This is a genomic window from Sphaerotilus sulfidivorans, assembly GCF_013426975.1.
GTDB lineage: Bacteria > Pseudomonadota > Gammaproteobacteria > Burkholderiales > Burkholderiaceae_C > Sphaerotilus > Sphaerotilus sulfidivorans.
This window is the reverse complement of sequence record NZ_JACCPY010000003.1, coordinates 154,168-176,071: the sequence shown is the minus strand read 5'-3', so window position 1 is coordinate 176,071 and position 21,904 is coordinate 154,168. Positions and strand designations below refer to the sequence as shown.

The following is a 21,904-nucleotide window of genomic DNA, read 5'->3' as shown; positions in this document are numbered from 1 at the left end:
GGATTCAGAGCGAGGCGAGCAGGGCGGAGGCGTCGGCCGGGCGCGGCGCGCCCATCAGCCGGGAGAGCCAGCCGCGCGGCTTCAGGTCGAAGCGGCGCGCGTGGCGCTCGCCGCAGAGGGTGAGCGTGACCGGCTCGCCGGCCTCGGCGCGGGCGCGCAGCGCCGCCACCGGACCGGCGTCGAGCGCCTGCCAGGCAGCGACCCAGGCGGCCCAGTCGCCGGCCAGCAGCGGCGCACGCAGCCGATCGTCGACCTGTACGCCCGCCTCGGCCAGCGGCCGGCGCGGCTGCGCGGCGCCGCAGCCGTCGAGCCAGAAGGAGTTGACCGTCAGCGCGCGCGCCTCCTCGCGTGCGGCGTTGACCGGGTGCTCGTGCCAGATCATCTGCGCCTCGACCTGCAGCCGGCGCAGCCGGCGGGCCTCGGGCGCGTCGCTCATCCACAGGTCGAGGTTGCGGCCGACCGCGCGGTCCAGCGAGGCGCAGGCCAGCCCGCCCAGCGCCTCGTGGCGCACATGCCAGCGCAGCGGCGCGCCCCACAGCAGCGTCCAGCCCTCGGCGTCGAAGGAGGGCTTGACCGCCTCGAACAGCGCGCGCGACTCGGCTTCGTCCAGCGCGAGCGCGGCCGGATCGACCAGCGTGACCGAATCGCTGCCGACATGCCAGTGCACCGGCGTCAGCCGGCCCCAGGGCGCGCCCGTGGTGTCGGCGTCCGCGCGCAGGCCGTCGTCGGCCGCGTCGGCCGCGGCCCAGGGCAGGCGGCCGTCCTCGCCCGACCAGCCGTGCAGCGCGGCCAGCGCGCGCTCGTGCGGCGCGCTCAGGCTGTATTCGTCGGCGTCCGCCTCGGGCGTGGCGTCTGCCAGTGGCTGCAGTCGCGCCAGCAGCGCCGCCAGATTCGGCAGCTTCACCACCTTCAGCGCGGCCGCGCCGGCCTCGGAGGCGGCGCTGGCGTGGGGGATCAGCAGGTGGTCGAAAGGGGCGGCAGCGGAGGTGGGCATCGGGGCGAGGTCGGCGGGCACGACGGACAGCAGGGCGGGCGGCGGGATTATCCGTCGCCCGACTCGGGTAGCATCGCCTCCCCATGAACTGGCCCTACGAAATCCGCATCGGCTGGCGCTACACGCGCGCCGGTCGCGCCGGTCGCCGCAACGGCTTCATCTCCTTCATCTCGGGCGTGTCGATGCTGGGCATCTCGCTGGGCGTGGCGGCGCTGATCATCGTGCTGAGCGTGATGAACGGCTTCCAGAAGGAGGTGCGCGACCGCATGCTCGGCGTGATCGCGCATGTCGAGATCCATGCCGCCGACGGCCAGCCGATCGAGGACTGGCAGGCGCTGGCCCGGCGTGCCGCGCAGGATCCGCAGGTGAAGGCGGCCGCGCCCTTCGTCGCCGCGCAGGCGCTGGTGGCGCGCGGCGAGGACATGCGCGGCACGATGATCCGCGGCATCTCGCCCGCCGACGAGCCGGGCGTCACGCCGCTGGCCGCCAGGCTGCGCGACGGCGAGCTGGCGACGCTGCAGCCCGGCCAGTGGAATGTGCTGATCGGCCTGCAGATGGCGCGTTCGCTCGGCGTGGCGCCGGGCGACACGATCGCGCTGGTCACCCCGGGCGGGCAGACCACGCCGGCCGGGGTGGTGCCGCGGCTCAAGCAGGTCACCGTCTCCGGCGTCTTCGAGGCCGGCCACTATGAATACGACAGCGGCCTGGTGCTGATGCACATCGACGATGCGGCGCGGCTGTTCCGCACCGGCGGCCCGCAGGGCATCCAGCTGCGCCTAGCCGATCAGCAGGCCGCGCGCGAGGTCTCGGCGCGGCTGGGCGGCCAGCTCGGCCCCGCCTTCCTGGTGCGCGACTGGACCCGCACCAATGCCGCCTGGTATGACGCGGTGCAGATCGAGAAGCGCATGATGTTCATCATCCTGACGCTGATCGTGGCGGTGGCGGCCTTCAATCTGGTCTCGACCCTGGTGATGACGGTGACCGACAAGCAGTCCGACATCGCGATCCTGCGCACGCTGGGCGCCAGCCCCCGCTCGATCATGGCGATCTTCATGGTGCAGGGCGCGACCTCGGGCGTGATCGGCACGCTGGGCGGCCTGGCGCTGGGTCTGGCGGTGGCCTTCAACGTCGACGTGATCGTGCCGGCGCTGGAGCGCCTGTTCAACGCCTCCTTCCTGCCGGGCAGCATCTACCTGATCTCGAGCATGCCCAGCGATCCGCAGGCGGCCGACATCGTGCCGATCGGGCTGATCTCGCTGGCGCTCGCCTTCGTGGCCACCCTGTATCCGAGCTGGCGCGCCAGCCGCGTCAACCCTGCCGAGGCGCTGCGCTATGAATGAGGCCCTTCGATCCGGTGCTGTCGATCCGGTGCTGCAGGCCACCGGCCTGGTGCGACGCTTCCGCGAGGGCGGTGCGGGCGGCCCCGATGTCACCGTGCTGCACGGCGTCGACCTGCGCATCCACCGCGGCGAGACGGTGGCGATCATCGGCTCGTCCGGCTCGGGCAAGAGCACGCTGCTGCACCTGCTGGGCGGGCTGGACGCGCCCAGCAGCGGCCGGGTGTTGCTGGCCGGGCGCGATCTCTCGACGATGGATGCGGCCGAGCAGGGTCGCTGGCGCAACCGCCACCTCGGCTTCGTCTACCAGTTCCACCACCTGCTGCCGGAGTTCAGCGCGCTCGACAATGTGGCGATGCCGCTGCTGATGCGCCGCGAGCCGCTGGCTGCGGCCCGCCAGGTCGCTGCGCAGGCGCTCGAGCGCATGGGGCTGGCCGCGCGGGTCGAGCACCGGCCGGGCGAGCTCTCGGGCGGCGAGCGCCAGCGCGTGGCCATCGCGCGCGCGCTGGTGAGCGATCCCTCGTGCGTGCTGGCCGACGAGCCCACCGGCAACCTCGACCGCGACACCGCCACCGCGGTGTTCGCGCAGATGCTGGCGCTGGCGCGCGATCGCGGCACGGCGTTTGTGCTGGTCACCCATGATCCGGAGCTGGCCGCACGCTGCGACCGTACGCTGCGCATCGACAAGGGCCGCATCGCCGGTCAGTAGTTCTTCATCGTCAGCGCGGTGCCGCTGCTCAGCGTGACGGTGGCGCGTGCACGGGCGCCGATCGTGCCGTCGGAGGCGATCTCGTGGCAGTGCTCGGTGAGCGCGCCCACCACCATGCTGACCGAGCTGATGCGCACCGACTGCACGCACAGCATCGTCCAGCGGTCATTGTCCTCGCCGACCAGGCGCCAGCTGGAGGCAGCCTTGCCCAGGCGGGTGGCGCTGGCGCTGCAGCTGTCGTATTCCTCGTGGACCGCCTGCGGGCCGCTCTGGGTGCGCAGCGCGGCGGTCGGCAGTGCGGCGGTCGGCGTCGAGCTGATGTCGGTGCAGCGGCCGCTGCCGTCGGTCGAGCCGAAGGCCAGGCCGTCGCTGTCCAGATGGTTCAGGGCGCTGACCGTGTCGACCGTGGCGGCGCTCACCCACAGCCGGCTGACCAGCTCGCTGCGGGCGCCGACCTGGGCCGTGCGCGGATAGGTGCCGGCCTGCTGCGGGGTGTTGGTCAGCGTCAGCGTGTAGCTGACGGTGCCGCTGCTGCCGGTCAGCGTCAGCGCACGCGGCTGGGTCATCAGGTTGCGCAGGCCGGCGCGCACGTCGAAGCGATCGTCGTCATGGCCGCCGCCGCAGCCGGCGAGCAAGGCGGTGGCGAGGCAGGCGCCCAGGGCGCGGCAGCGGGAGGGCGAGAGAAGGCGGGTCATCAGGCGAGCCAGTCCGGGGGTGAAGTGCCCGATTCTCGGTGTTGCCCTTTGTGGAGATCGTGCCCTGTTGTGGAAAAAACGGTAATGCTCCGTGTCTCGGCCGGGTGGATCCGGCCTGCGGTCTCGCCGTCGATGCGCACTGAGGCGCACAAACGACAAGGCCCCGCCGAAGCGGGGCCTGGACCGTGCGGTCACGGATCAGCGGGTCAAGGAATCACCTCACCCGCACGGGCCGTGTTCACTGGCTCGGGCGATCTCACTTGACCAGCTTGAACACCCAGACCGAGCCGCCCTGCTCGAGGAAGCTGACCTTCTTGGCCACGTCGCCACCCCACAGCGGCACGGCGCCGCCCCAGCCCGAAGCCACGGCGATGTACTGCTCGCCCTTGTCTTCCCAGGTGACCGGGGGCGCCACGATGCCCGAGCCGGTCTGGAACTTCCAGACCACCTTGCCGGTCTTGGCGTCGGCGGCCTGCAGATAGCCTTCCGGCGTGCCCCAGAACACCAGGTTGCCGCCGGTGGTCAGCACGCCACCCCACAGCGGGGCGTTGTTGGGCACTTCCCAGACGATCTTGCCGGACTTCGGATCGACCGCGCGCAGCGCGCCGATCGGGCCGTCGCCCAGCGTCTTGATGGTGAAGCCGGCGCCCAGGTAGGCGGCACCCTTCTTGTAGGTGATCGGCTCGTTCCAGATCTCCATGCCCCACTCGTTGGCCGGCACGTAGAACAGCTTGGTCTCCGGCGAGTACGCCATCGGCATCTGGTTCTTGCCGCCCAGGAAGGACGGGGCGGTGAACACCGAGCCGCCCTTCTTGCCGTCGGCCGAGGCGGTCGGGTCGCCCGGGCGGTTCTCCGGCACGAAGTTCGGGCGGCCGGTCTTCAGGTCGATGCCGGTGGCCCAGGTGATCTTCTTGACGAAGGGGAAGGCGTTGACCAGCTTGCCGGTCTTGGCGTCGTTGACGTAGAAGAAGCCGTTGCGGTCGGCCTTGCCGCCCAGCACCTGGCCACCTTCCTCGTAGGTCACGAACTCGTTGACGCCGTCATAGTCCCAGCCGTCGTTCGGAGTGCTCTGGTAGTGCCACTTGATCTGGCCGGTCTTGACATCGATCGCGACGGTCGAGGTCGAGTACAGGTTGTCGCCCTTGCGCAGGTGGCTGTTCCACGGCGCCGGGTTGCCGGTGCCGAAGTAGGCCAGACCGGTCTTCTTGTTGTAGCTGCCGCCCAGCCAGGTGGCCGCGCCGCCGGTCTTCCACAGGTCGCCCGGCCAGGTCTTGCCGCGCTCGCCGGAAATGCCGTTCTCGATCTTGTTGCCGTCCTTGTCGAACTTGTAGCCCATGTGGCCTTCGACGGTCGGGCGCACCCAGACCAGCTCGCCGGTCTTCGGGTTGCGCGCCTCGACGCGGCCGACGATGCCGAACTCGCCGCCCGACACGCCGGTCAGCAGCAGGCCCTCGGCGATCAGCGGCGCGGCCGATGCGGAGTAGCCGTCGGCGTAGTTGTCGATCTTCTCCTTCCAGACCACCTCGCCGGTGTCCTGGTTCAGCGCGACCAGCTGGGCGTCCAGCGTGGCGAAGATCACCAGGTTGTCATAGAGGGCGGCGCCGCGGTTGATCACGTCGCAGCAGGGCATGATGCCGTCGGGCAGGCGATGCTCGTACTTCCACAGCTTGGCGCCGGTCTTGGCGTCCAGCGCGAAGATGCGCGAGTACGAACCCGTCACGAACATCTTGCCGTTGTGGATCAGCGGCTGGCTCTGCTGGCCGCGCTGCTTCTCGCCGCCGAAGGAGAAGGACCAGGCCGGCACCAGCTTGGACACGGTGCTGGTGTTGATCTTCTTCAGCGGGGAATAGCGCTGGCCTTCCTGGCCGATGCCCCAGCTGAGCACGTCGCCGGGGGTCGCGGCGTCGTTCTCGATCATCTTGTCGGTCACGGTGGCGTGGGCGATGGACGAAAGTCCGGCGCACACCAGCAGGCTCAGAAGTTTCTTCTGCATGGTCGGTCTCCTCGGAGAGGTGGCTGTGTCACGGAACGGCGAGGGTGCCGTTCGGGAACGTTTCCCGGGCAACAAATGTGCCACTGGCAGAAGACCGGCGAACCCTGGGGAACCTACTAGCTCCAGCCCGCGTGCAGCCGCCCTTGCGGTCGCTTTTGATGCTTCCCGGGCCTCGGGAACGCTTCCCGATCCAGGGTAAATGCGGAGGGCTGTTCCAGCCTCGCACATCCGTGTCACGGTACGCCGCGGGGCCGCCTGAGGGCCCCGTCTCGGACTCCGCTCAGACCAGACCGTCGAACAGCCAGACCTCGACCTCGTCGCCGGCGGCCACCGAGCCCTGCGCATGGCCGAGCACCACCAGCGCGTTGGCCTCGCTCATGCTGCGCAGCACGCCGGCGCCCTGGGTGCCGGTCAGGCGCACTTCCCAGCGGCCGTCCGCGCCGGGCGAGACGATGCCGCGCTGGAACTCGGTGCGGCCCGGGCGCTTGCGCACGGGCGTCGTGCAGCGCGCGCGCAGCACCGGCAGCGGCTGCGGCGTGGCGCCGCCCAGCGTCAGCAGCGCGTCGCGCACGAAGGCGTAGAAGGTCACCAGCGCGGCCACCGGATTGCCCGGCAGCGCGAACAGCCAGGCCGCATCGGCCTGCTCGGCGCGGCGCAGCGGCCCGAAGGCGAAGGGCCGCCCGGGCCGCATCGCGACCTTCCAGAACGCGATCTCGCCACGGCGGGCCAGCAGGTCCTTGGTGAAGTCGGCGTCGCCGACGCTGACGCCGCCGCTGGTCAGCACCACGTCGGCACGCGCGATGGCCTCGTCCAGCGTGGCCGCCAGGGCTTCGGGGTCGTCGCGCACCAGCCCGAGATCGATCACCTCGACATCCAGACGCTCGAGCGCGCCCATCAGGCTGTAGCGGTTGCTGTCGTAGATGCAGCCGGCGTCCAGCGTCTGGCCGAGCGTGCGCAGCTCGTTGCCGGTCGAGAACAGCGCCACCCGCAGCCGGCGCACCACCGCGACCTCGGCGATGCCCAGCGAGGCGATCAGGCCCAGGTCGGCCGGGCGCAGGCGCCGCCCGGCGGCCACCGCCGGGCGGCCGCGGCTCAGGTCCTCGCCGCGCAGGCGGCGGTTGTCGCCGGCGCGCAGCGTGCCGGGCGCGATGCGGATGCGGCCGCCTTCCAGCCGGCACAGCTCCTGCGGCACCACGGTGTCGAGGCCCGGCGGCATCACCGCGCCGGTCATGATGCGCACGCAGTCGCCGGGCGCGGTCGTCATCGTCGGCACATCGCCGGCATGCACGGTGGCGGCCACCCGCAGCACCGTCTCGGCGCCGTCGGCCAGCGCGCTGCCGGCGAAGGCATAGCCGTCCATCGCCGAATTGTCATGGGCCGGCACGTCGATCGGCGAGATCACGTCCTCGGCCAGCACGCGGCCGAGCGCCTGGCGCAGCGGCAGCGTCTCGCGGCCGTCGATCGGGCGGATCGCCGCGGCGATGGCGGCACGGGCAGCGGCGACGTCGAGCGAGTCGCCGCCGGTCATCAGGGGGGAGGGGCCGAGTTCGGGCATGGTCGGTGGGGCGCGGCCGGGCAGGCGCACGCCGGTCAGAGGATCGATCGGCCGATGATAGGGCGATGCCCGCCCGCGCCGGCTATGCAGTCGGCGACATATGGTCAGCGGCGGGCGCTGCGGCAAGAATCGCGTCCGTTCCGATGCCGCCGCCCGATGAACACCTTCTCCGACAGCCTGAGCCTGGCCTGGCGCCTGATTTCCTCGCTCGACCCCGTGCTTCTCGACATCGTCGCGCTGTCGCTGCGGGTGAGCGCCAGCGCCTGTCTGCTGGGCGCGCTGGCCGGCGGGCTGCTGGGCGCCTGGCTGGCGGTGGCCTGCTTTCCCGGCCGGGGCGCGGTGCTGGGGCTGCTCAACACGCTGCTGGCGCTGCCCTCGGTGGTGGTGGGTCTGGCGGTCTACCTGCTGCTGTCGCGCTCCGGGCCGCTGGGCGCGTTCGGCCTGCTGTTCACGCCGACCGCGATGGTGATCGCGCAGAGCATCCTGGTGGTGCCGCTGATCGCCGCGCTGACGCACCGCCTGGTCAGCGAAGGCCTGCAGGAAGGCGGCGACCAGCTCGCCTCGCTCGGGGCCGGGCCGATGACATCGGCCGCGCTGCTGCTGCTGAACCAGCGGGTGGCGGCGCTGACCATCCTGCTGACCGCCTTCGGCCGGGCGGTGGCCGAGGTCGGCGCGGTGATGATCGTCGGCGGCAACATCGCCGGCTCGACCCGGGTGATGACCACCGCCATCGCGCTGGAGACCAGCAAGGGCGATCTGCCGCTGGCGCTGGCGCTGGGCCTGGTGCTGCTGGGCGTGGTCGGCAGCCTGCATCTGCTGATCGCGCTGGTGCGCTGGCGCGCAGCCGAGGCGGGCGCCGGCCGCGGCACTCAGGAGGCCTGGGCATGACCACGCTGCCACCGGCACCGCTGCTGCTGTCGCTCGAGGGCGCGCAGGTGCATTTCGGCGCGCAGCAGGCGCTGCAGCCGCTCGACCTGCAGATCCACCGCGGCGAGCGCATCGCGCTGGTCGGCGCCAACGGCTCGGGCAAGACGACGCTGCTGCGGCTGCTGCACGGGCTGATCCTGCCGGCGCGCGGCCGCCGCGAGCTGCATCGCCTGCCCGCCGACGACCGGCTGCCGCGCGCGGCGATGCTGTTCCAGCGGCCCTTCCTGCTGCACCTGTCGGTCTGGCGCAACCTGATGCTGGCGCTGTGGCTCGGGCGGGTGCCGCGCGACGAGCGGCGCGCACGCGCGCTCGATGCGCTGGCGCGGGTCGGCCTGCAGTCCTGCGCCGACCGGCCGGCGCGTGCGCTCTCGGGCGGCCAGCAGCAGCGGCTGGCGCTGGCACGGGCCTGGGCGCTGCAGCCCGACATCCTCTTTCTCGACGAGCCCACCGCCAGCCTCGACCCCAGCGCCCGGCGCGAGGTCGAGGCGCTGATCGCCGAGTTCGCCCAGGCCGGCCTGACGCTGGTGATGAGCACGCACAACCTCGGCCAGGTCAAGCGCCTGGCCACCCGGGTGCTCTATCTCGAAGGCGGCCGCCTGGTCGCCGACCGGCCGACCGGCCGTTTCTTCGAGGCGCCGGCCGACGACCCGCTGCCGCCCGAAGCCGTCCAGTTCCTCAAAGGAGAGTTGCCATGGACCCCCTGAATTCCAACCCGAGCCCGAGCATGAAGCCGCTGCGCCGCCGCCTGGTGGCGGCCGTGGTGCTGTGCGTGGCCGCGGTGCTGCCGGGCCTCGCGGCCGCGCAGGACGCGGCGAAGTCGATCGTCATGGCCTCGACCACCTCGACCGAGCAGTCGGGCCTGTTCGCGCATCTGCTGCCGAGCTTCAAGGCCGCCAGCGGCATCGAGGTGCGTGTCGTGGCCGTCGGCACCGGCCAGGCGCTGGACATGGCGCGCCGCGGTGACGCCGACGTCGTCTTCGTGCACGACCAGGTGGCCGAGGAGAAGTTCGTCGCCGAGGGCTGGGGACTCAAGCGCGTGCCGGTCATGTACAACGACTTCGTGCTGGTCGGCCCGGCCGCCGATCCGGCCAGGGTCAAGGGCGCGACCATCGCCGAGGCGCTGCGCAAGGTGGGCGCCTCCGGCGCCGCCTTCATCTCGCGCGGCGACAAGAGCGGCACGCACGCGGCCGAGCTGCGCCTGTGGCGCCAGGCCGGCAGTGATCTGGCCGCGCCCGGCGCGACCAAGCCCTCCGGCTACAAGGAATGCGGCTGCGGCATGGGTCCGGCGCTGAACATGGCCGCCTCCACCGGTGCCTATGTCTTCACCGACCGCGGCACCTGGCTGAGCTTCAAGAACCGCGCCGATCTGGCCGTGCTGGTCGAGGGCGACAAGGCGCTGTTCAACCAGTACGGCGTGATGGTGGTCAATCCGGCCAAGCACCCACATGTCAAGCAGGCCGCCGCGCAGGCCTTCGCCGACTGGGTGACCTCGCCGGCCGGACAGGCTTCGATCGCGTCCTACAAGGTCGGCGGCGAGCAGCTCTTCTTCCCGAACGCGCCGCGCTGAGCGCGCCAGGCCCCGGCTCCGGGGCCTGTCTCAGTCTGGAGCATTTGCAACTTCGGACATCAGCCCGCCCCCGAAAAAACCGCGGGGCGGATCGGTTCCCCTTCGGTTTCTAGGGTTAGGCCTAGGTTCCTCGCATCGGTCGATATGCAGATGATTGCATAGACATCTGCCGATCACGGAGAACCGACCATGCAGAAAAGCCTCCACCTGAACCCGGACAAGTGCACAGGGTGCCTGCAGTGCGAGATGGCCTGCTCGTACGAGAACTACGGCGTGTTTGCGCCGGCGAAGTCCCGCATCAAGGTCTTCGACTTCCACGAGACCGGCCGCAAGGTGCCCTACACCTGCACCCAGTGCGACGAGGCCTGGTGCCTGCACGCCTGTCCGGTGGAGGCGATCACCATCGACAAGACCACCGGCGCGAAGGTCGTCGCCGAGACCACCTGCGTGGGCTGCAAGGTCTGCACGATTTCCTGCCCCTTCGGCACCATCAACTATGTCCAGGAAACCGGCAAGGTCCAGAAGTGCGACCTCTGCGGCGGCGAGCCCGCCTGCGCCGAGGCCTGCCCGACCGGTGCCATCACCTTCATCGACGCGAACTGGACCGGCATCGACAAGATGAAGGCCTGGGCCGACAAGCTCGGCAACCAGGCCTCCGCCTGATCCTGTCCAGAAACATCCGCCTCACCCGGCACTAGGAGCACACACATGTCTTGGGCAGGAAAGATCCTCCGCGTCAACCTCACGAACGGCACCGTCGCCAGCGAACCGCTGCGCATGGACTGGGCCAGGCAGTACCTGGGCTCGCGCGGCCTGGGCACCAAGTATCTGGTCGAGGAGATGGATGCCACCGTCGACCCGCTGTCGCCCGACAACAAGATGATCTGGTGCACCGGTCCGCTGACCGGCACCATGGCCTCCACCGGCGGGCGCTACACCGTCATCACCAAGGGCCCGCTGACCGGCGCCATCGCCTGCTCGAACTCGGGCGGCTACTGGGGCTCGGAGCTGAAGGCTGCCGGCTGGGACATGGTGATCGTCGAAGGCGCCTCGGCCAGGCCGGTCTACCTCTACATCAACGACGATGTCGCCGAGCTGCGCGATGCCTCCCACCTGTGGGGCAAGAGCGTCTGGGAGACCGAGGAGTCGCTGAAGAAGTCGCATCAGGATCCGCTGCTGCGCATCTCCACCATCGGTCTGGCCGGCGAGAACAAGGTGCTGTTCTCGGCCATCGTCAACGATCTGCACCGCGCGGCCGGCCGCTCGGGCGTGGGCGCGGTGATGGGCTCGAAGAACCTGAAGGCGGTCGCGGTGCGCGGCACCAAGGGCGTCGGCAACATCGCCAACCCCAAGGAGTTCATGAAGGTCACCTTCGAGAAGAAGAAGATCCTGCATGACAACGCCGTCACCGGCGCGGGCCTGCCGACCTACGGCACCCAGGTGCTGATGAGCGTCATCAACGAGATCGGCGCGCTGCCGACCCGCAACCACCGCGACGTGCAGTTCGAGGGCGCCAAGGACATCGGCGCCGAGGCGATGGCCACCCCGCGCGCGACCGACGGCAAGAAGCACCTGGTGACCAACCAGGCCTGCTTCGGCTGCACCATCGCGTGCGGCCGCATCTCCAAGATCGACAAGACCCACTTCACGGTCGAGAACAAGCCGAAGTACTGGGGCGCCTCGGGCGGCCTGGAGTACGAGGCGGCCTGGGCGCTGGGTGCGGCCAACGGCGTCAACGACCTGGAGGCGCTGCAGTACGCCAACGTGCTGTGCAACGAGCAGGGCATGGACCCGATCTCCTTCGGCGCGACCATCGGCGCGGTGATGGAGCTCTACGAGATGGGCGTGCTGACGAAGGAGCAGCTGGGCATCGACGCCAAGTTCGGCGATGCACGCGCGCTGGCCCACTTCGCCGAGATCACCGCCCGGGGCGAGGGCTTCGGCGTCGAGATCGGCCAGGGCTCGGCCCGCCTGTGCAGGAAGTACGGCCACCCGGAGCTGTCGATGAGCGTCAAGGGCCAGGAATTCCCGGCCTACGACTCGCGCGGCGTGCAGGGCATGGGCCTGACCTACGCGACCTCGAACCGCGGTGCCTGCCACCTGCGCTCCTACACCATCGCCTCCGAAGTGCTGGGCATTCCGGTCAAGACCGATCCGCTGACCGCCGACGGCAAGCCGGAACTGGTCATGGCCTTCCAGGACGCGACCGCCGCCTTCGACGCCGCCGGCATCTGCATCTTCACCAGCTTCGCCTGGACGCTGGCCGACGTGCAGCCGCAGGTGGCCGCCGCCTGCGGCGAGGAGTTCACGCTCGAGAACCTGAACCAGATCGGCGAGCGGATCTGGAACATGGAGCGCGACTTCAACAACCGCGCCGGCTTCACCGCCAAGGACGACACGCTGCCCAAGCGCCTGCTGGAAGAGCCTGCGCAGACCGGTCCGGCCAAGGGCCTGGTCAACAAGCTGCCGGAAATGCTGCCCAAGTACTACGAGATCCGTGGCTGGGACACCGAAGGCCGCCTGAAGCCCGAGACGCGCGAGCGCCTGGGTCTCTGAGCACAAGAGGCACAACACGATGAGGCACGTGATCCTGGGGGCCGGTCCGTCCGGCGTCATCGCGGCCGAGACGATCCGAAAGCACGCGCCGCATGACGAGGTCATCGTCATCGGCGACGAGCCGGAGGCGCCGTACTCGCGCATGGCGATTCCCTACCTGCTGATCGGCAAGGTCGGCGAGGAGGGCACGCACCTGCGCCACGGCGAGGGCCACTACGAGCGGCAGGGCATCTCGCTGCGTCGCGGTCGCGCCAAGCGCGTCGACGTGCAGGCGCGCAGCGTCGAGCTCGACGACGGCAGTACGCTGGCCTTCGACCGGCTGCTGATTGCCACCGGCTCGTCGCCGGCCTCGCCGCCGATTCCCGGCATTCACGGCCGCGGCGTGCATCCGTGCTGGACGCTGAAGGACGCCCGCGCGATCGCCGCGCTGGCGCGCCCGGGCGCCAAGGTCATCCAGATGGGCGCCGGCTTCATCGGCTGCATCATCATGGAGGCGCTGCAGCAGCGCGGCGTCGAGCTGACCGTGGTCGAGATGGGCGACCGGATGGTGCCGCGCATGATGGGGCCGACCGCCGGCACCATGATCCGCGAGTGGTGCGAGAAGAAGGGCGTGCGGGTGTTCACCAGCACCCGCGTCGAGGCGATCGAGCGCCGCGCGCCGGACCTGATGGACCGCCTGGCCGAGGCCGGCGGCATCGAGGACCATGTGCCGGCCACGCCGATGACGGTGCGCCTGTCGAGCGGCGAGCATCTGCCCGCCGACCTGGTCATCAGCGCCACCGGCGTGCGCCCGAACATCGGCTTTCTCGAGAACTCCGGCATCACCTGCCTGGTCGGCGTGCTGACCGACGAGCGGCTGCAGACCAATGTCGAGGGCATCTACGCCGCAGGCGACTGCGCCGAGGCCTTCGACAAGGTCAGCGGCCGGACCATCGTCAGCGCGATCCAGCCCAACGCGGCCGAGCAGGCGCGCGTGGCCGCGATGAACATGATCGGGCGCGACGCCACGCTCAAGGGCGTCACGCAGATCAACGTGCTCGACACGCTGGGCATGATCTCGGCGTCCTTCGGCAAGTGGGACGGCGTGCCCGGCGGCCAGCATGTGGAGCTGACCGACCGCGACGAAGGTCGGCACCTGAGCCTGCAGTTCGACGGTGACATCCTGGTCGGCTGCAACTCGATCGGCTGGACCGAGCATGTCGGCGTGATGCGCGGCCTGGTCGAGGGGCAGGTCCGTCTGGGCGACTGGAAGGACCGGCTGCTCGAGGATCCGACGCTGCTGATGGAGGCTTATCTGGCCTGTGCGCAGGCCCAGGGCGACTTCGGATGGGTTCGCGCCAAGGCGTGATGCAGGGCATGATGCTGGCATGAGGATCACCTTCAAGCTGTTCGCGATGCTGGCCGAGCACCTGCCGGCCGACCGCCCGCCGGGCAATGCCGTCGATCTGGAGGTGCCGGACGGCTCGACGGTGGCTGCGGTCATCGACCGCTTCCAGCTGCCGCCCGCGCTGGTGCATCTGGTGCTGGTCAACGGCAGCTATGTCGCGGCCGACCAGCGCGCCGCGCGCGTGCTGGCCGACGGCGACGCGCTGGCGATCTGGCCGCCGATCGCCGGTGGCTGACGCGGCCGATGCTGCAGCCCGGTCCCGGATGAACGACGTTCCCGCCACCTTCTCGCGCGAGCAGGGCTGCACCGAGGCCGAGTGGCTGGGCTGGCTGCCCGGCGCGGTCGACGGCCGCGCGCTGGCGCTGCAGTCCGGCCAGGCGCGCATCGAGCCCATCGGCTCGGGTGGTCTGACGATTCTCTGGCGTGCGCTCGAGCCACGCCGCATCGCGCTGATCAGCCTGCCCCGCCTGGCGGTGGACTTCCGCTTCGACGCGGACGTCGAGGCCTGCGAGCGCCAGCGCTTCATGCGTCGCTTCGATCTCTGGATGCAGCGCGGCGGCGGCTGAGACGCGGAGCGCGTCGCGCTTTCCGCTATCGTCGCGGCCCATGAAGACCCGCGGCATCCATCTCCAGTACACCTTCGGCCCGCCGGACCAGCGCGGCGCCGACATCGGCAATCCGCTGTTCGATCTGCTCAGCGCGGTGCACGAGTGCGGCTCGATCCAGCATGCGGCACGCTCGCTGGGCGCCTCCTACCGTCATGTCTGGGGCGCGCTGAAACAGTGGGAGGAGGCGCTGGGCGAGCCGCTGGTCACCTGGGCCCAGGGCCAGCCGGCGCGGCTGACGCCCTTCGCCGACCGACTGCTGTGGGCCGAGCGCCAGGCCCGCACCCGGCTGACCCCGCACATCGAGGCGCTGCGCGCCGAACTCGAGCATGTGCTGGCCGACGCCTTCGACGGCACCCAGCAGGTGCTGACCATTCATGCCAGCCACGACCTCGCGCTGGCGCGGCTGCGCGAGCTGGCCAGCCAGGACGAGCGGCTGCACATCGAGCTGAAGTTCTCCGGCAGCCTGGACGCGCTGCGCTCGCTGGCCGAGGGACGCTGCCAGGTCGCCGGCTTTCATGTGCCGGCGCTCGGTCAGGCGGTGCCGCTGTTCTCGCAGGCGCTCAAGCCGCTGCTCAAGCCCGGCCGTCACAAGCTGATCGGCTGCACGCGCCGGATGCAGGGCCTGATGGTCGCGCCCGGCAACCCGCGCGGCGTGCGCGAGCTGAGCGATCTGGCCGGCCGGGACCTGCGCTATGTGAACCGCCAGCCGGGATCGGCGACCCGGCTGCTGGCCGATCACCTGCTGGAGCGCGCCGGGCTGGATGCGGCCACGCTCGCCGGCTGGAACGAGGGCGCGGAGGACAGCCATCTGGCGGTGGCCGCCGCGGTGGCCTCGGGCCAGGGCGATGCGGGTCTCGGCATCGAGGCTGCGGCGCAGGCCTTCGGGCTGGACTTCGTGCCGCTGGTCGAGGAGGACTATTTTCTGGTCGGCCTGAAGGAAACGCTCGACCACCCGGCGGTGCAGCGCCTGGGCCAGGTGCTGCAGGGGCCGCGCTGGCGCGAGCAGCTCGAGCGTCTGCCCGGCTATCACGCGGCCGAGCGCATCGGCGAGGTGCTGTCGCTGACCCGCGCGCTGCCCTGGTGGCACTACCGCAGGCCGCGCGCCTGAGACCGGGCCTGATTCAGCACCTTCTGCTCGTAGATCGGGTAGAGGTGCGCGACATTGCGCACGTACTCGGTGCGGAAGGCGGCCCACTGGCGGAATTCCTCGGGCACCGGTGCACGCAGCACCTCGTTCATGTCCCAGCCCTGCGCCGCCCAGGCGCTGAAGCTGCGGTCGATCCACTGCAGGAAGCGCCGGGTCTGCGCGATGCCCTCGGCCGCGCGCTCGGGGCCGATCTGCACCGGGCCATGGCTGGGCACCAGCGTGCGCAGCCCCAGCGTCTGCAGCCGGTCCAGGCTCTGGAGCCAGCGCTCGACCCGGGCATGCGGCGTCGTCGGCACCCGCTGCACGAACACCAGCCCGCCGACGAAGGCCACGCCGCTGGCCCGGTCGATCAGCACCAGATCCGAGTCGGTGTGACCGCCCAGCTCGATCAGGTCGAAGGTGCGCCCACCGACCGTGAGCGCGCCGAGGCCGCCTGTCGGCACCGCCAGGTCGGCATCCGGCGCCAGGGTCTCGGTGCCGCGCATCCAGTCGCCGCACAGCCGGTACAGATTGGTCTCGTAGGCCGAGGCCTCGCGGGCGATGCCGGCGCGCGTGACCGGCGTGGCCAGGCGTGGCACGTCGGCGAAGGCCTGGTTGCCGAGAAAGTAGTCCGGATGCAGGTTCAGGTGAACGACCCGCGCGACGCGCTGGCCGGTGGTGCGCTCGGCCAGCGCGCGCAGCTGCTGGCCGTGCAGCCGGCTGGTGCCGGTGTTGACCACCACCGTGCCCTCGGCGGTGGCGATCAGGCCGAGATTGATGATGTTGCAGCCATTGGCGACCGAGAAGTCGTCGTTGGCGCCCTCGACCACCCAGACGCCGTCGGCCAGCGAGCGCGCCTGCAGGCCGTAGTCGAGCCGGGCGACATCGACACGAGGTGCGGGTGCCGGCGCCTGTGCCGCGACCGGCGGCGTGGCGGTGGTCAGCAGCGCCGCCACGCCCAGCAGGACCGGCCGCAGAGCAGGGCGCAGGGCAGAAAACAGCTCAGGCATCGCGCTCTCCTCACTCCAGCCGCGCATCGATGCGGTTGCCGTTGTTGTCGGTGCCGACGATGCGCAGCGTGCCGGCCGGCTTCGAGGGAAAGTCGAACGAGAACACCGGGTTCTCGCTGACCGGCTCGTAGGTCTGCAGGCGCAGCAGTTCGCGGTCGCCGCTGTCGCGCACGCTCAGCCGGTTGACATAGAAGGCCGGAATGCCGCCGACCAGGCCGGTGTCCATCGGGTGCATGATCTTCAGCCGCAGCCGGCTGCCGGTGGCGATCTCCTCGGTGCCGGGCACCGGCGTGGCCTCGAAGACCCGGCCGCTGACCAGGCCGAGCGTCTGCGACCAGCTGCCGTCCTTGCGGGTGCTGCCGGGTACGGTGCAGCCGCCGCCGGCCGAGTCGACCCAGGTGCCGCCGATGTGCCAGACGCCGTCGGCGGTGCGCACCGCGGCGCGCACCGGGCTGGCCTGCTCGAGCTTGAAGCGGAAGGACACGCTGGGCAGCGCGCTGACCGGCTGGTACTCGAGCACCTTGCGGATCGGGTTGCGGTCGACCAGCACGACGATGCGCTCGATGCCGGGCAGGTCGCGCACCGACACGGTGATCGGCACGTTCATCGGATCCTCGGCGAAGGCCGGGCCCTTGACCTGCACCCGCTCGTCGAAGACGGTGCGCGCATCGCGGCCAAGGAACTCGCGGCGCATGTCCGGCCAGGGATGCGACTGGTAGGGATCGCCCTCGAACAGGTCGGCCACGGTGGTGCCGGCCACCGCCGACAGCGCCGCCAGCGCGATGGCCAGCACCGCCGAGGCGAGCACAGGATGACGCGAGGAGAGGAACATCGAGGATCTCCGTTGCGGCTGACGAGGTGGCGAGGCGCCTCAGAACCGGCGCGAATAGCGCAGCGACACCAGCGCGCTGCGCCCGGCCGCCGGCTCGAAGTGGCGGCCGTTGGCGTCGTTGACGATCACGCTGCCGACGACGCGGCGGTCGGCCAGGTTGTCGATGCGCGCCAGCAGCTCCAGCGCACCCTCGGCATCCAGCGTCCAGCGGTGGCGGTAGCGCAGGCTGAACAGCGCATGTCCGGCGGCGAAGTCGCTGTTGAGGTCGTTCACCGCGGTGCGGCCGCGTGCCAGCGCCTCCAGGCCCCACTCGCCGTCGACGCTCCAGGGCGCGACGCCGGCCAGCTCGACGAAGCCCGAGGCCGGCTGGGTGCCGGCGATGCGATTGCCGGCCGCAACGGCAGCGGTGTTGGTGGCCGAACTCAGCGTGCAGGGCACGCCGGTGCAGGTGCGAAAGCCGTTCTGGTAGGACGCATGCAGCAGCGACAGCGCCATCTGCGCGCGCAGGCCCGGTTGCATCCGCCAGGCGCCGCCCAGCTCCAGGCCCCAGCGCCGGGTGGCGCCGACATTGCGGAAGGAGGAGCGGCCGCCCGCATTGGTCGCCACGCCGATCTCGTCGTCGGTGGCGATGTGGAACACGGTGGCGTCCAGCGAGAGCGCGCCCTCGCGCCACTTGGCGCCCAGCTCGATCTGGCGGCTGGTCTGCGCCTTCAGGTCGGTGTTGAAGCCGCTGGCCCCGTCGGGCCGGTAGGCCAGCTCGCCCAGCGTCGGCGATTCATGGCCGAGCGCGGCGGCCGCATGCAGCGTCCAGGCCGGGCTGGCCCGCCAGCGCAGGCCGGCCACCGGATTGGTGTAGCGGTAGCTCAGCTCGCCCGAATCGTCGCCATTGGCCAGGTAGCGGTCCGCCACCTGCATGCGCACCCGGCCGCTGCGCACGCCCGCGCTGGCCTGCCAGGCGTCGGCCAGGGCCCAGTCGGCCTGGGCATAGGCCTCGCGGGTGTCGGCGCGGTTGGTCTCGTCGCGGCGCAGCCGGCCCTGCACGCCCAGCACCTGGCTGGCACCGGTGCCGGTGTAGTTCTCGTGGCCCTGGCGATCGTCCTTCTGGCGCTCCAGGCTCAGGCCGGTGGTCAGGTCGACCCGGTCCCAGTGCCACAGCGCACGTGCATCGAGGCCGTCGTAATGGCGGTCGAAGTCGACCAGGCCGCCGCCGTGGCGGGCATTGGCCTGGGTGGCCGGCGCGATCGCCAGGAACTGGCTGACCCCGCGCGAGCCGGCATAGGCCGACACCCGGGTGCTCGAGAGCGCGCCGGCCGCGTCGAACTGGCGGGTCCAGCTCGCGCCGGCCTGGGTCTGGCGGATGGTCTTGCGGGTGTCGTACTGGGTGGCCACCGCGGCGGTCTGGTCCGGATCGGCCTCGAACTGGGCGCGGGTCAGGCCGAGCGGATCATCGGCGGTCTGGTTCTGGTCGCTGAGGGCCAGGGTGATGCGGTCGCGCTCGCCCTTCCAGTTCAGCCGCAGGTTGGCCAGACGGCGCTCGGCGCCGCTCTGCGGCCGGAAACCGTCGATCGACATGTCCGAGAGGTTGCCTGACAGGTCCAGACCCTCGCCCAGCGGCGCGGCGAAGCCGACCCGGCCCTGGCGCAGGCCGGCGCTGCCGGCATCCAGCCCGATCTCGAGCTGGCGCTCGCGCACCGGCTTGGAGAACAGCGCGATCACGCCGCCGGAGGCATTGCCGTACAGCGCCGAGAACGGCCCGCGCAGCACCTCGACGCGCTCGGCGCCGGCGAGGTCGAAATGCGCCACCTGGCCCTGGCCGTCGGGCATGGTGGCCGGAATGCCGTCGGCATACAGGCGCAGGCCGCGCACGCCGAAGCCGGCACGGGCGCCGAAGCCGCGGCTGCTGATCTGCAGATCCTGGGCGTGGTTGTGGCGATTGGCCACCACCAGGCCGGGCACGCGCGCCATCGACTCCGACAGGTTGATCATCGGGCCGCTGTCGCGCAGCGCGCCTTCGCCGACCGCGCTGATCGCATAGGGCAGCTCGGCGAGGCGGCGCTCGCGGGTCGTGCCGGTGACGACCACCGGCTCCAGGTCGGCGGCGGCCGTGGTCGGGACGGTGGCGGCCGGCTGGGCGGCGACCGTGCAGGGCAGGGCGCCCAGCAGGGCCAGCATCAGCGGGGACAGCCGCGCCGGCGAGGCGAGGCGGCGAAGGGGGCTCGGGCGGATCATGAGGCGGGACAGGTCATTCTGGAATCCAGGGCATGGTCCGGATCCGTGACCCGCGCGGCCAGTCGGCATTTACCCGGTGCCGTGTCGTCGCCTCCGATCTGTGCCGCGCGGGTGCGCCAGAAAGTGACAGTCGTGTTCATGGGCGTGTTCATGGGCGTGTTCACGGGCGTGTTCACGGGCGGAAGGGTCAAGACCACCGGAGGGTCTCCGATATCGACAGCACTGCCTGCACCGGACGCTGCCCTGCGCTCTTGCCACCATGAAGCCTGCTCTCCAAGACCGACTCTGCCTGCGCCCTGCTGCCCGGTCGCTGCCGAGGCCCCGGCTGCCGCTGGCGATGCTGGCGCTGCTGCTGGGGGGCGGTCTGCCGCTGCAGGCGGGTGCGCAGTCCGGCACCGGAGTCAAGGCGCTGGCCGAGCTCTCGCTCGAGGACCTGATGCGTGTCGAGGTGGTCAGCGCCGGGCGCGAGGCCGAGCGCCTGGCCGATGTGGCCGCACCGGTCTTTGTCATCACCCGCGACGACATCGCCCGCACCGGGGTGCGCTCGCTGCCGGAAATCCTGCGGCTGGCGCCCGGCGTGGATGTGGCGCGCCTGTCGGCCGGGCGCTGGGCGGTCGGGGTGCGGGGCGACACCGGCCGCTTCTCGAACAAGCTGCAGGTGCTGGTCGACGGGCGCAGCATCTATTCGCCCTTGTTCTCCGGCGTGCTGTGGGAGACGCATCAGGTGCCGCTGGGCGAGATCGAGCGCATCGAGATCATTCGCGGCCCGGCCGGTGCGGTCTGGGGGGCCAATGCGGTCAACGGCGTGATCAACATCATCACCCGGCCGGCGGACGGCGGCGGGCGTGCCGCCCGGATCGAGGCGGTCGATGACGGCTCGCTGCGGCTGGGCCTGCGTGCCGGCCAGAGGCTCGACGACGATGCCGGCGGATGGCGTGCCCATGCGCAGGTCGAGCGCCAGTCCGCCTCCGAGGCTCAGGCGGGCGGCCAGGCGCATGACGCCACCCGCGCCGCCACCGCCGGGCTGCGCCTGGAGCGCCGCATCGATGCGCGCACCCGGCTGGACCTGCAGGCCCAGGTCGAGCAGTCCCGGGTCGAGGACACCCGGCTGCGCCAGATCGTGCGTCCGCCCTACCGGCAGGAGGTCCCGACCCATCAGGACTATGACCGCGCCTACCTGAGCGGTGCGCTGGAGCACCGGCTGAACGGCGGCTCCTCGCTGAAGCTGACCGGGCTGCTGATGGCCGAGCAGGGCGGCGAGGCCGGCTTCGTGCAGATGCGCAGCCGCACCGCCGACCTGGAGGTCGAGCAGTCCTGGCGGCCCGAGGGCTCCGGCCACCAGCTCACCTGGGGCGGCGGGCTGCGACATCACCGCGACCACAACGAATCCCTGGGCGATGGCAGCTTCACGCCGGCGCGGCGCGAGATGAACGACTGGCGCCTGTTCGCGCAGGATCGCTGGACCTCCGACAGCGGGCGGCTGGTGGCGGTGGGCGGACTGCGCATCGACCACACCTTCTTCGGCGGCACCCGCACGCAGCCGAGCCTGGCGCTGTCCTGGCGGCCGAGCGACGAGAACCTGACGCTCTGGTCCTCGGTGTCGCGTGCGGTGCGGGTGCCCTCGCGCGGCGAGAACGATGCGAATGTGGCGGTGGCGGTGATTCCGCCCGGACAGATGGGCAATCCGCTGCCGGTGCGGGTGCTGGCCAGCAGCGCCAGCGGTCAGGTGGTGGAGTCGGTGCGTGCCTTGCAGCTCGGGGTACGGCGCCGCTGGGGCGAGCAGCTTGCGCTCGATGCGGTGCTTTTCCGCCACGACTACGATCCGCTGAGCTTCAACGCGGCCGGACTGACCGGGGCCGAGCTGTCGATGTTCCCGCAGCCGCACCTCGACGCCTCGCTGCGGCGGGTGCCTGGCCGGGCCCGGGTCAGCGGCCTGGAGCTGTCGCTCGACTGGCATCCGCTGCCCTCGCTGCGCCAGCAGTTCAGCGGCGCCTGGAGCCGTGGCGAGGAGTTCCCGGCTGCTGCCGGCGACAGCGCGCGGCTGCGCGAGCGTCTGCCCGCGCGCCTGCTGTCCTGGCGCACCTCGATCGATCTCACGCCGCATCTCGGCCTGGATGTCTGGGTGCGTCACACCGCCGCACGCGGCAGCGCCAGCACCGGCACCCGGGTGGATGCGCGCACCGTGCTCGACCTCAGCACCCGATGGGCGGTCAGCCGCGATGTCACGCTGAGCCTGCGGGCCTGGAACCTGGGCACCGCGAAAGCGGTGGAAATCCATCCGGATCTGGGTTACTCGCAGGCCGTCATCAGCCGTCCGGGCGTCGGCCTGCGCGCCGAGATGATCTTCTGAGCCGGGGCCGCTGCATCACGCGCACCGCG

The 21,904-nt window shown here is 71.2% G+C and carries 19 protein-coding genes; 12 read left to right on the top strand and 7 right to left on the bottom strand.

Features of this window, described 5'->3' with window-relative positions:
* Positions 1-4: 4 nt before the first annotated feature.
* Complete coding sequence (locus HZU84_RS03040; protein ID WP_149503026.1) at positions 5-994, bottom strand: hypothetical protein; 990 nt, start codon at positions 992-994, stop codon at positions 5-7.
* 83 nt (positions 995-1,077) lie between these two features.
* Between HZU84_RS03040 and HZU84_RS03035 the strand changes: the two genes are divergently transcribed.
* Both HZU84_RS03035 and HZU84_RS03030 read left to right on the top strand, forming a co-directional pair.
* Positions 1,078-2,334, top strand: a complete 1,257-nt coding sequence (locus HZU84_RS03035) for a lipoprotein-releasing ABC transporter permease subunit (RefSeq protein ID WP_149503027.1) — start codon at positions 1,078-1,080, stop codon at positions 2,332-2,334.
* On the top strand, positions 2,327-3,040 hold the full coding sequence (locus HZU84_RS03030; RefSeq protein ID WP_149503028.1) for an ABC transporter ATP-binding protein: 714 nt from the start codon (positions 2,327-2,329) through the stop codon (positions 3,038-3,040). The genes HZU84_RS03035 and HZU84_RS03030 overlap by 8 nt, the downstream gene beginning before the upstream one ends.
* On the opposite strand, the gene HZU84_RS03025 is transcribed toward HZU84_RS03030, so the two are convergent.
* The 3 genes from HZU84_RS03025 to moeA all read right to left on the bottom strand — a co-directional run bounded on the left by HZU84_RS03025 (position 3,034) and on the right by moeA (position 7,283).
* Positions 3,034-3,735, bottom strand: a complete 702-nt coding sequence (locus tag HZU84_RS03025) for a hypothetical protein (RefSeq protein ID WP_149503029.1) — start codon at positions 3,733-3,735, stop codon at positions 3,034-3,036. The genes HZU84_RS03030 and HZU84_RS03025 overlap by 7 nt on opposite strands.
* A 256-nt stretch (positions 3,736-3,991) precedes the next feature.
* Positions 3,992-5,728, bottom strand: coding sequence for a PQQ-dependent methanol/ethanol family dehydrogenase (locus HZU84_RS03020; RefSeq protein WP_149503030.1), 1,737 nt, complete (start codon positions 5,726-5,728; stop codon positions 3,992-3,994).
* 280 nt (positions 5,729-6,008) lie between these two features.
* Entirely contained in the window at positions 6,009-7,283 is a 1,275-nt protein-coding gene (moeA, locus tag HZU84_RS03015) for a molybdopterin molybdotransferase MoeA (RefSeq protein ID WP_149503031.1), read from the bottom strand.
* Positions 7,284-7,439: 156 nt separating this feature from the next.
* Between moeA and HZU84_RS03010 the strand changes: the two genes are divergently transcribed.
* From HZU84_RS03010 to HZU84_RS02970, 9 genes are all read left to right on the top strand, one after another.
* Complete coding sequence (locus HZU84_RS03010) at positions 7,440-8,171, top strand: ABC transporter permease (RefSeq protein WP_149503032.1); 732 nt, start codon at positions 7,440-7,442, stop codon at positions 8,169-8,171.
* Positions 8,168-8,914, top strand: coding sequence for an energy-coupling factor ABC transporter ATP-binding protein (locus HZU84_RS03005; RefSeq protein ID WP_149503033.1), 747 nt, complete (start codon positions 8,168-8,170; stop codon positions 8,912-8,914). The genes HZU84_RS03010 and HZU84_RS03005 overlap by 4 nt, the downstream gene beginning before the upstream one ends.
* On the top strand, positions 8,902-9,777 hold the full coding sequence (locus HZU84_RS03000; protein WP_244954439.1) for an ABC transporter substrate-binding protein: 876 nt from the start codon (positions 8,902-8,904) through the stop codon (positions 9,775-9,777). Before HZU84_RS03005 ends, HZU84_RS03000 begins: the two co-directional genes overlap by 13 nt.
* Before the next feature lie 189 nt (positions 9,778-9,966).
* Entirely contained in the window at positions 9,967-10,440 is a 474-nt protein-coding gene (locus tag HZU84_RS02995) for a 4Fe-4S dicluster domain-containing protein (protein WP_037479503.1), read from the top strand.
* A 45-nt stretch (positions 10,441-10,485) separates the two neighbouring features.
* Positions 10,486-12,333 (top strand): aldehyde ferredoxin oxidoreductase family protein, encoded by a 1,848-nt coding sequence (locus HZU84_RS02990; RefSeq protein WP_149503034.1) that lies wholly within the window; start codon positions 10,486-10,488, stop codon positions 12,331-12,333.
* 19 nt (positions 12,334-12,352) lie between these two features.
* Positions 12,353-13,681 (top strand): NAD(P)/FAD-dependent oxidoreductase, encoded by a 1,329-nt coding sequence (locus HZU84_RS02985; RefSeq protein WP_149503035.1) that lies wholly within the window; start codon positions 12,353-12,355, stop codon positions 13,679-13,681.
* 19 nt (positions 13,682-13,700) lie between these two features.
* On the top strand, positions 13,701-13,955 hold the full coding sequence (gene thiS, locus HZU84_RS02980) for a sulfur carrier protein ThiS (protein ID WP_149503036.1): 255 nt from the start codon (positions 13,701-13,703) through the stop codon (positions 13,953-13,955).
* 28 nt (positions 13,956-13,983) lie between these two features.
* Positions 13,984-14,286 (top strand): hypothetical protein, encoded by a 303-nt coding sequence (locus HZU84_RS02975; protein ID WP_149503037.1) that lies wholly within the window; start codon positions 13,984-13,986, stop codon positions 14,284-14,286.
* Between the two features lie 40 nt (positions 14,287-14,326).
* A complete protein-coding gene (locus HZU84_RS02970; RefSeq protein ID WP_149503038.1) occupies positions 14,327-15,436 on the top strand; it encodes a substrate-binding domain-containing protein in 1,110 nt (369 codons plus the stop codon).
* Here the strand turns inward: HZU84_RS02970 and HZU84_RS02965 are convergent.
* Genes HZU84_RS02965 through HZU84_RS02955 form a run of 3 tightly spaced genes read right to left on the bottom strand, consistent with a single transcriptional unit; the run spans position 15,415 to position 19,525 of the window.
* Positions 15,415-16,464, bottom strand: a complete 1,050-nt coding sequence (locus tag HZU84_RS02965) for a quinoprotein relay system zinc metallohydrolase 1 (RefSeq protein WP_149503039.1) — start codon at positions 16,462-16,464, stop codon at positions 15,415-15,417. The two genes, HZU84_RS02970 and HZU84_RS02965, sit on opposite strands and share 22 nt — an antisense overlap.
* Positions 16,465-16,474: 10 nt before the next feature.
* A complete protein-coding gene (locus tag HZU84_RS02960; protein WP_149503040.1) occupies positions 16,475-17,296 on the bottom strand; it encodes a quinoprotein dehydrogenase-associated SoxYZ-like carrier in 822 nt (273 codons plus the stop codon).
* Between the two features lie 39 nt (positions 17,297-17,335).
* Positions 17,336-19,525, bottom strand: a complete 2,190-nt coding sequence (locus HZU84_RS02955; RefSeq protein WP_244954440.1) for a TonB-dependent receptor family protein — start codon at positions 19,523-19,525, stop codon at positions 17,336-17,338.
* Between the two features lie 259 nt (positions 19,526-19,784).
* On the opposite strand from HZU84_RS02955, the gene HZU84_RS02950 reads away from it, so the two are divergent.
* Positions 19,785-21,875: a TonB-dependent receptor plug domain-containing protein gene (locus HZU84_RS02950; protein WP_149503041.1), complete on the top strand. Its 2,091-nt coding sequence runs from the start codon at positions 19,785-19,787 to the stop codon at positions 21,873-21,875.
* Positions 21,876-21,904: the final 29 nt, after the last annotated feature.

What these genes read in the sequence shown, in the direction of transcription:
- HZU84_RS03000 (WP_244954439.1), top strand. Translation starts at nt 8,902, where the DNA reads ATGGACCCCCTGAATTCCAACCCGAGCCCGAGCATGAAGCCGCTGCGC.
- HZU84_RS02965 (WP_149503039.1), bottom strand. Translation starts at nt 16,464, where the DNA reads ATGCCTGAGCTGTTTTCTGCCCTGCGCCCTGCTCTGCGGCCGGTCCTG.
- HZU84_RS03030 (WP_149503028.1), top strand. Translation starts at nt 2,327, where the DNA reads ATGAATGAGGCCCTTCGATCCGGTGCTGTCGATCCGGTGCTGCAGGCC.
- HZU84_RS02955 (WP_244954440.1), bottom strand. Translation starts at nt 19,525, where the DNA reads ATGATCCGCCCGAGCCCCCTTCGCCGCCTCGCCTCGCCGGCGCGGCTG.
- HZU84_RS02975 (WP_149503037.1), top strand. Translation starts at nt 13,984, where the DNA reads ATGAACGACGTTCCCGCCACCTTCTCGCGCGAGCAGGGCTGCACCGAG.
- thiS (WP_149503036.1), top strand. Translation starts at nt 13,701, where the DNA reads ATGAGGATCACCTTCAAGCTGTTCGCGATGCTGGCCGAGCACCTGCCG.
- HZU84_RS02985 (WP_149503035.1), top strand. Translation starts at nt 12,353, where the DNA reads ATGAGGCACGTGATCCTGGGGGCCGGTCCGTCCGGCGTCATCGCGGCC.
- HZU84_RS02995 (WP_037479503.1), top strand. Translation starts at nt 9,967, where the DNA reads ATGCAGAAAAGCCTCCACCTGAACCCGGACAAGTGCACAGGGTGCCTG.
- HZU84_RS03035 (WP_149503027.1), top strand. Translation starts at nt 1,078, where the DNA reads ATGAACTGGCCCTACGAAATCCGCATCGGCTGGCGCTACACGCGCGCC.
- HZU84_RS02970 (WP_149503038.1), top strand. Translation starts at nt 14,327, where the DNA reads ATGAAGACCCGCGGCATCCATCTCCAGTACACCTTCGGCCCGCCGGAC.
- moeA (WP_149503031.1), bottom strand. Translation starts at nt 7,283, where the DNA reads ATGCCCGAACTCGGCCCCTCCCCCCTGATGACCGGCGGCGACTCGCTC.
- HZU84_RS03020 (WP_149503030.1), bottom strand. Translation starts at nt 5,728, where the DNA reads ATGCAGAAGAAACTTCTGAGCCTGCTGGTGTGCGCCGGACTTTCGTCC.
- HZU84_RS02960 (WP_149503040.1), bottom strand. Translation starts at nt 17,296, where the DNA reads ATGTTCCTCTCCTCGCGTCATCCTGTGCTCGCCTCGGCGGTGCTGGCC.
- HZU84_RS03010 (WP_149503032.1), top strand. Translation starts at nt 7,440, where the DNA reads ATGAACACCTTCTCCGACAGCCTGAGCCTGGCCTGGCGCCTGATTTCC.
- HZU84_RS02990 (WP_149503034.1), top strand. Translation starts at nt 10,486, where the DNA reads ATGTCTTGGGCAGGAAAGATCCTCCGCGTCAACCTCACGAACGGCACC.
- HZU84_RS03040 (WP_149503026.1), bottom strand. Translation starts at nt 994, where the DNA reads ATGCCCACCTCCGCTGCCGCCCCTTTCGACCACCTGCTGATCCCCCAC.
- HZU84_RS03025 (WP_149503029.1), bottom strand. Translation starts at nt 3,735, where the DNA reads ATGACCCGCCTTCTCTCGCCCTCCCGCTGCCGCGCCCTGGGCGCCTGC.
- HZU84_RS03005 (WP_149503033.1), top strand. Translation starts at nt 8,168, where the DNA reads ATGACCACGCTGCCACCGGCACCGCTGCTGCTGTCGCTCGAGGGCGCG.
- HZU84_RS02950 (WP_149503041.1), top strand. Translation starts at nt 19,785, where the DNA reads ATGAAGCCTGCTCTCCAAGACCGACTCTGCCTGCGCCCTGCTGCCCGG.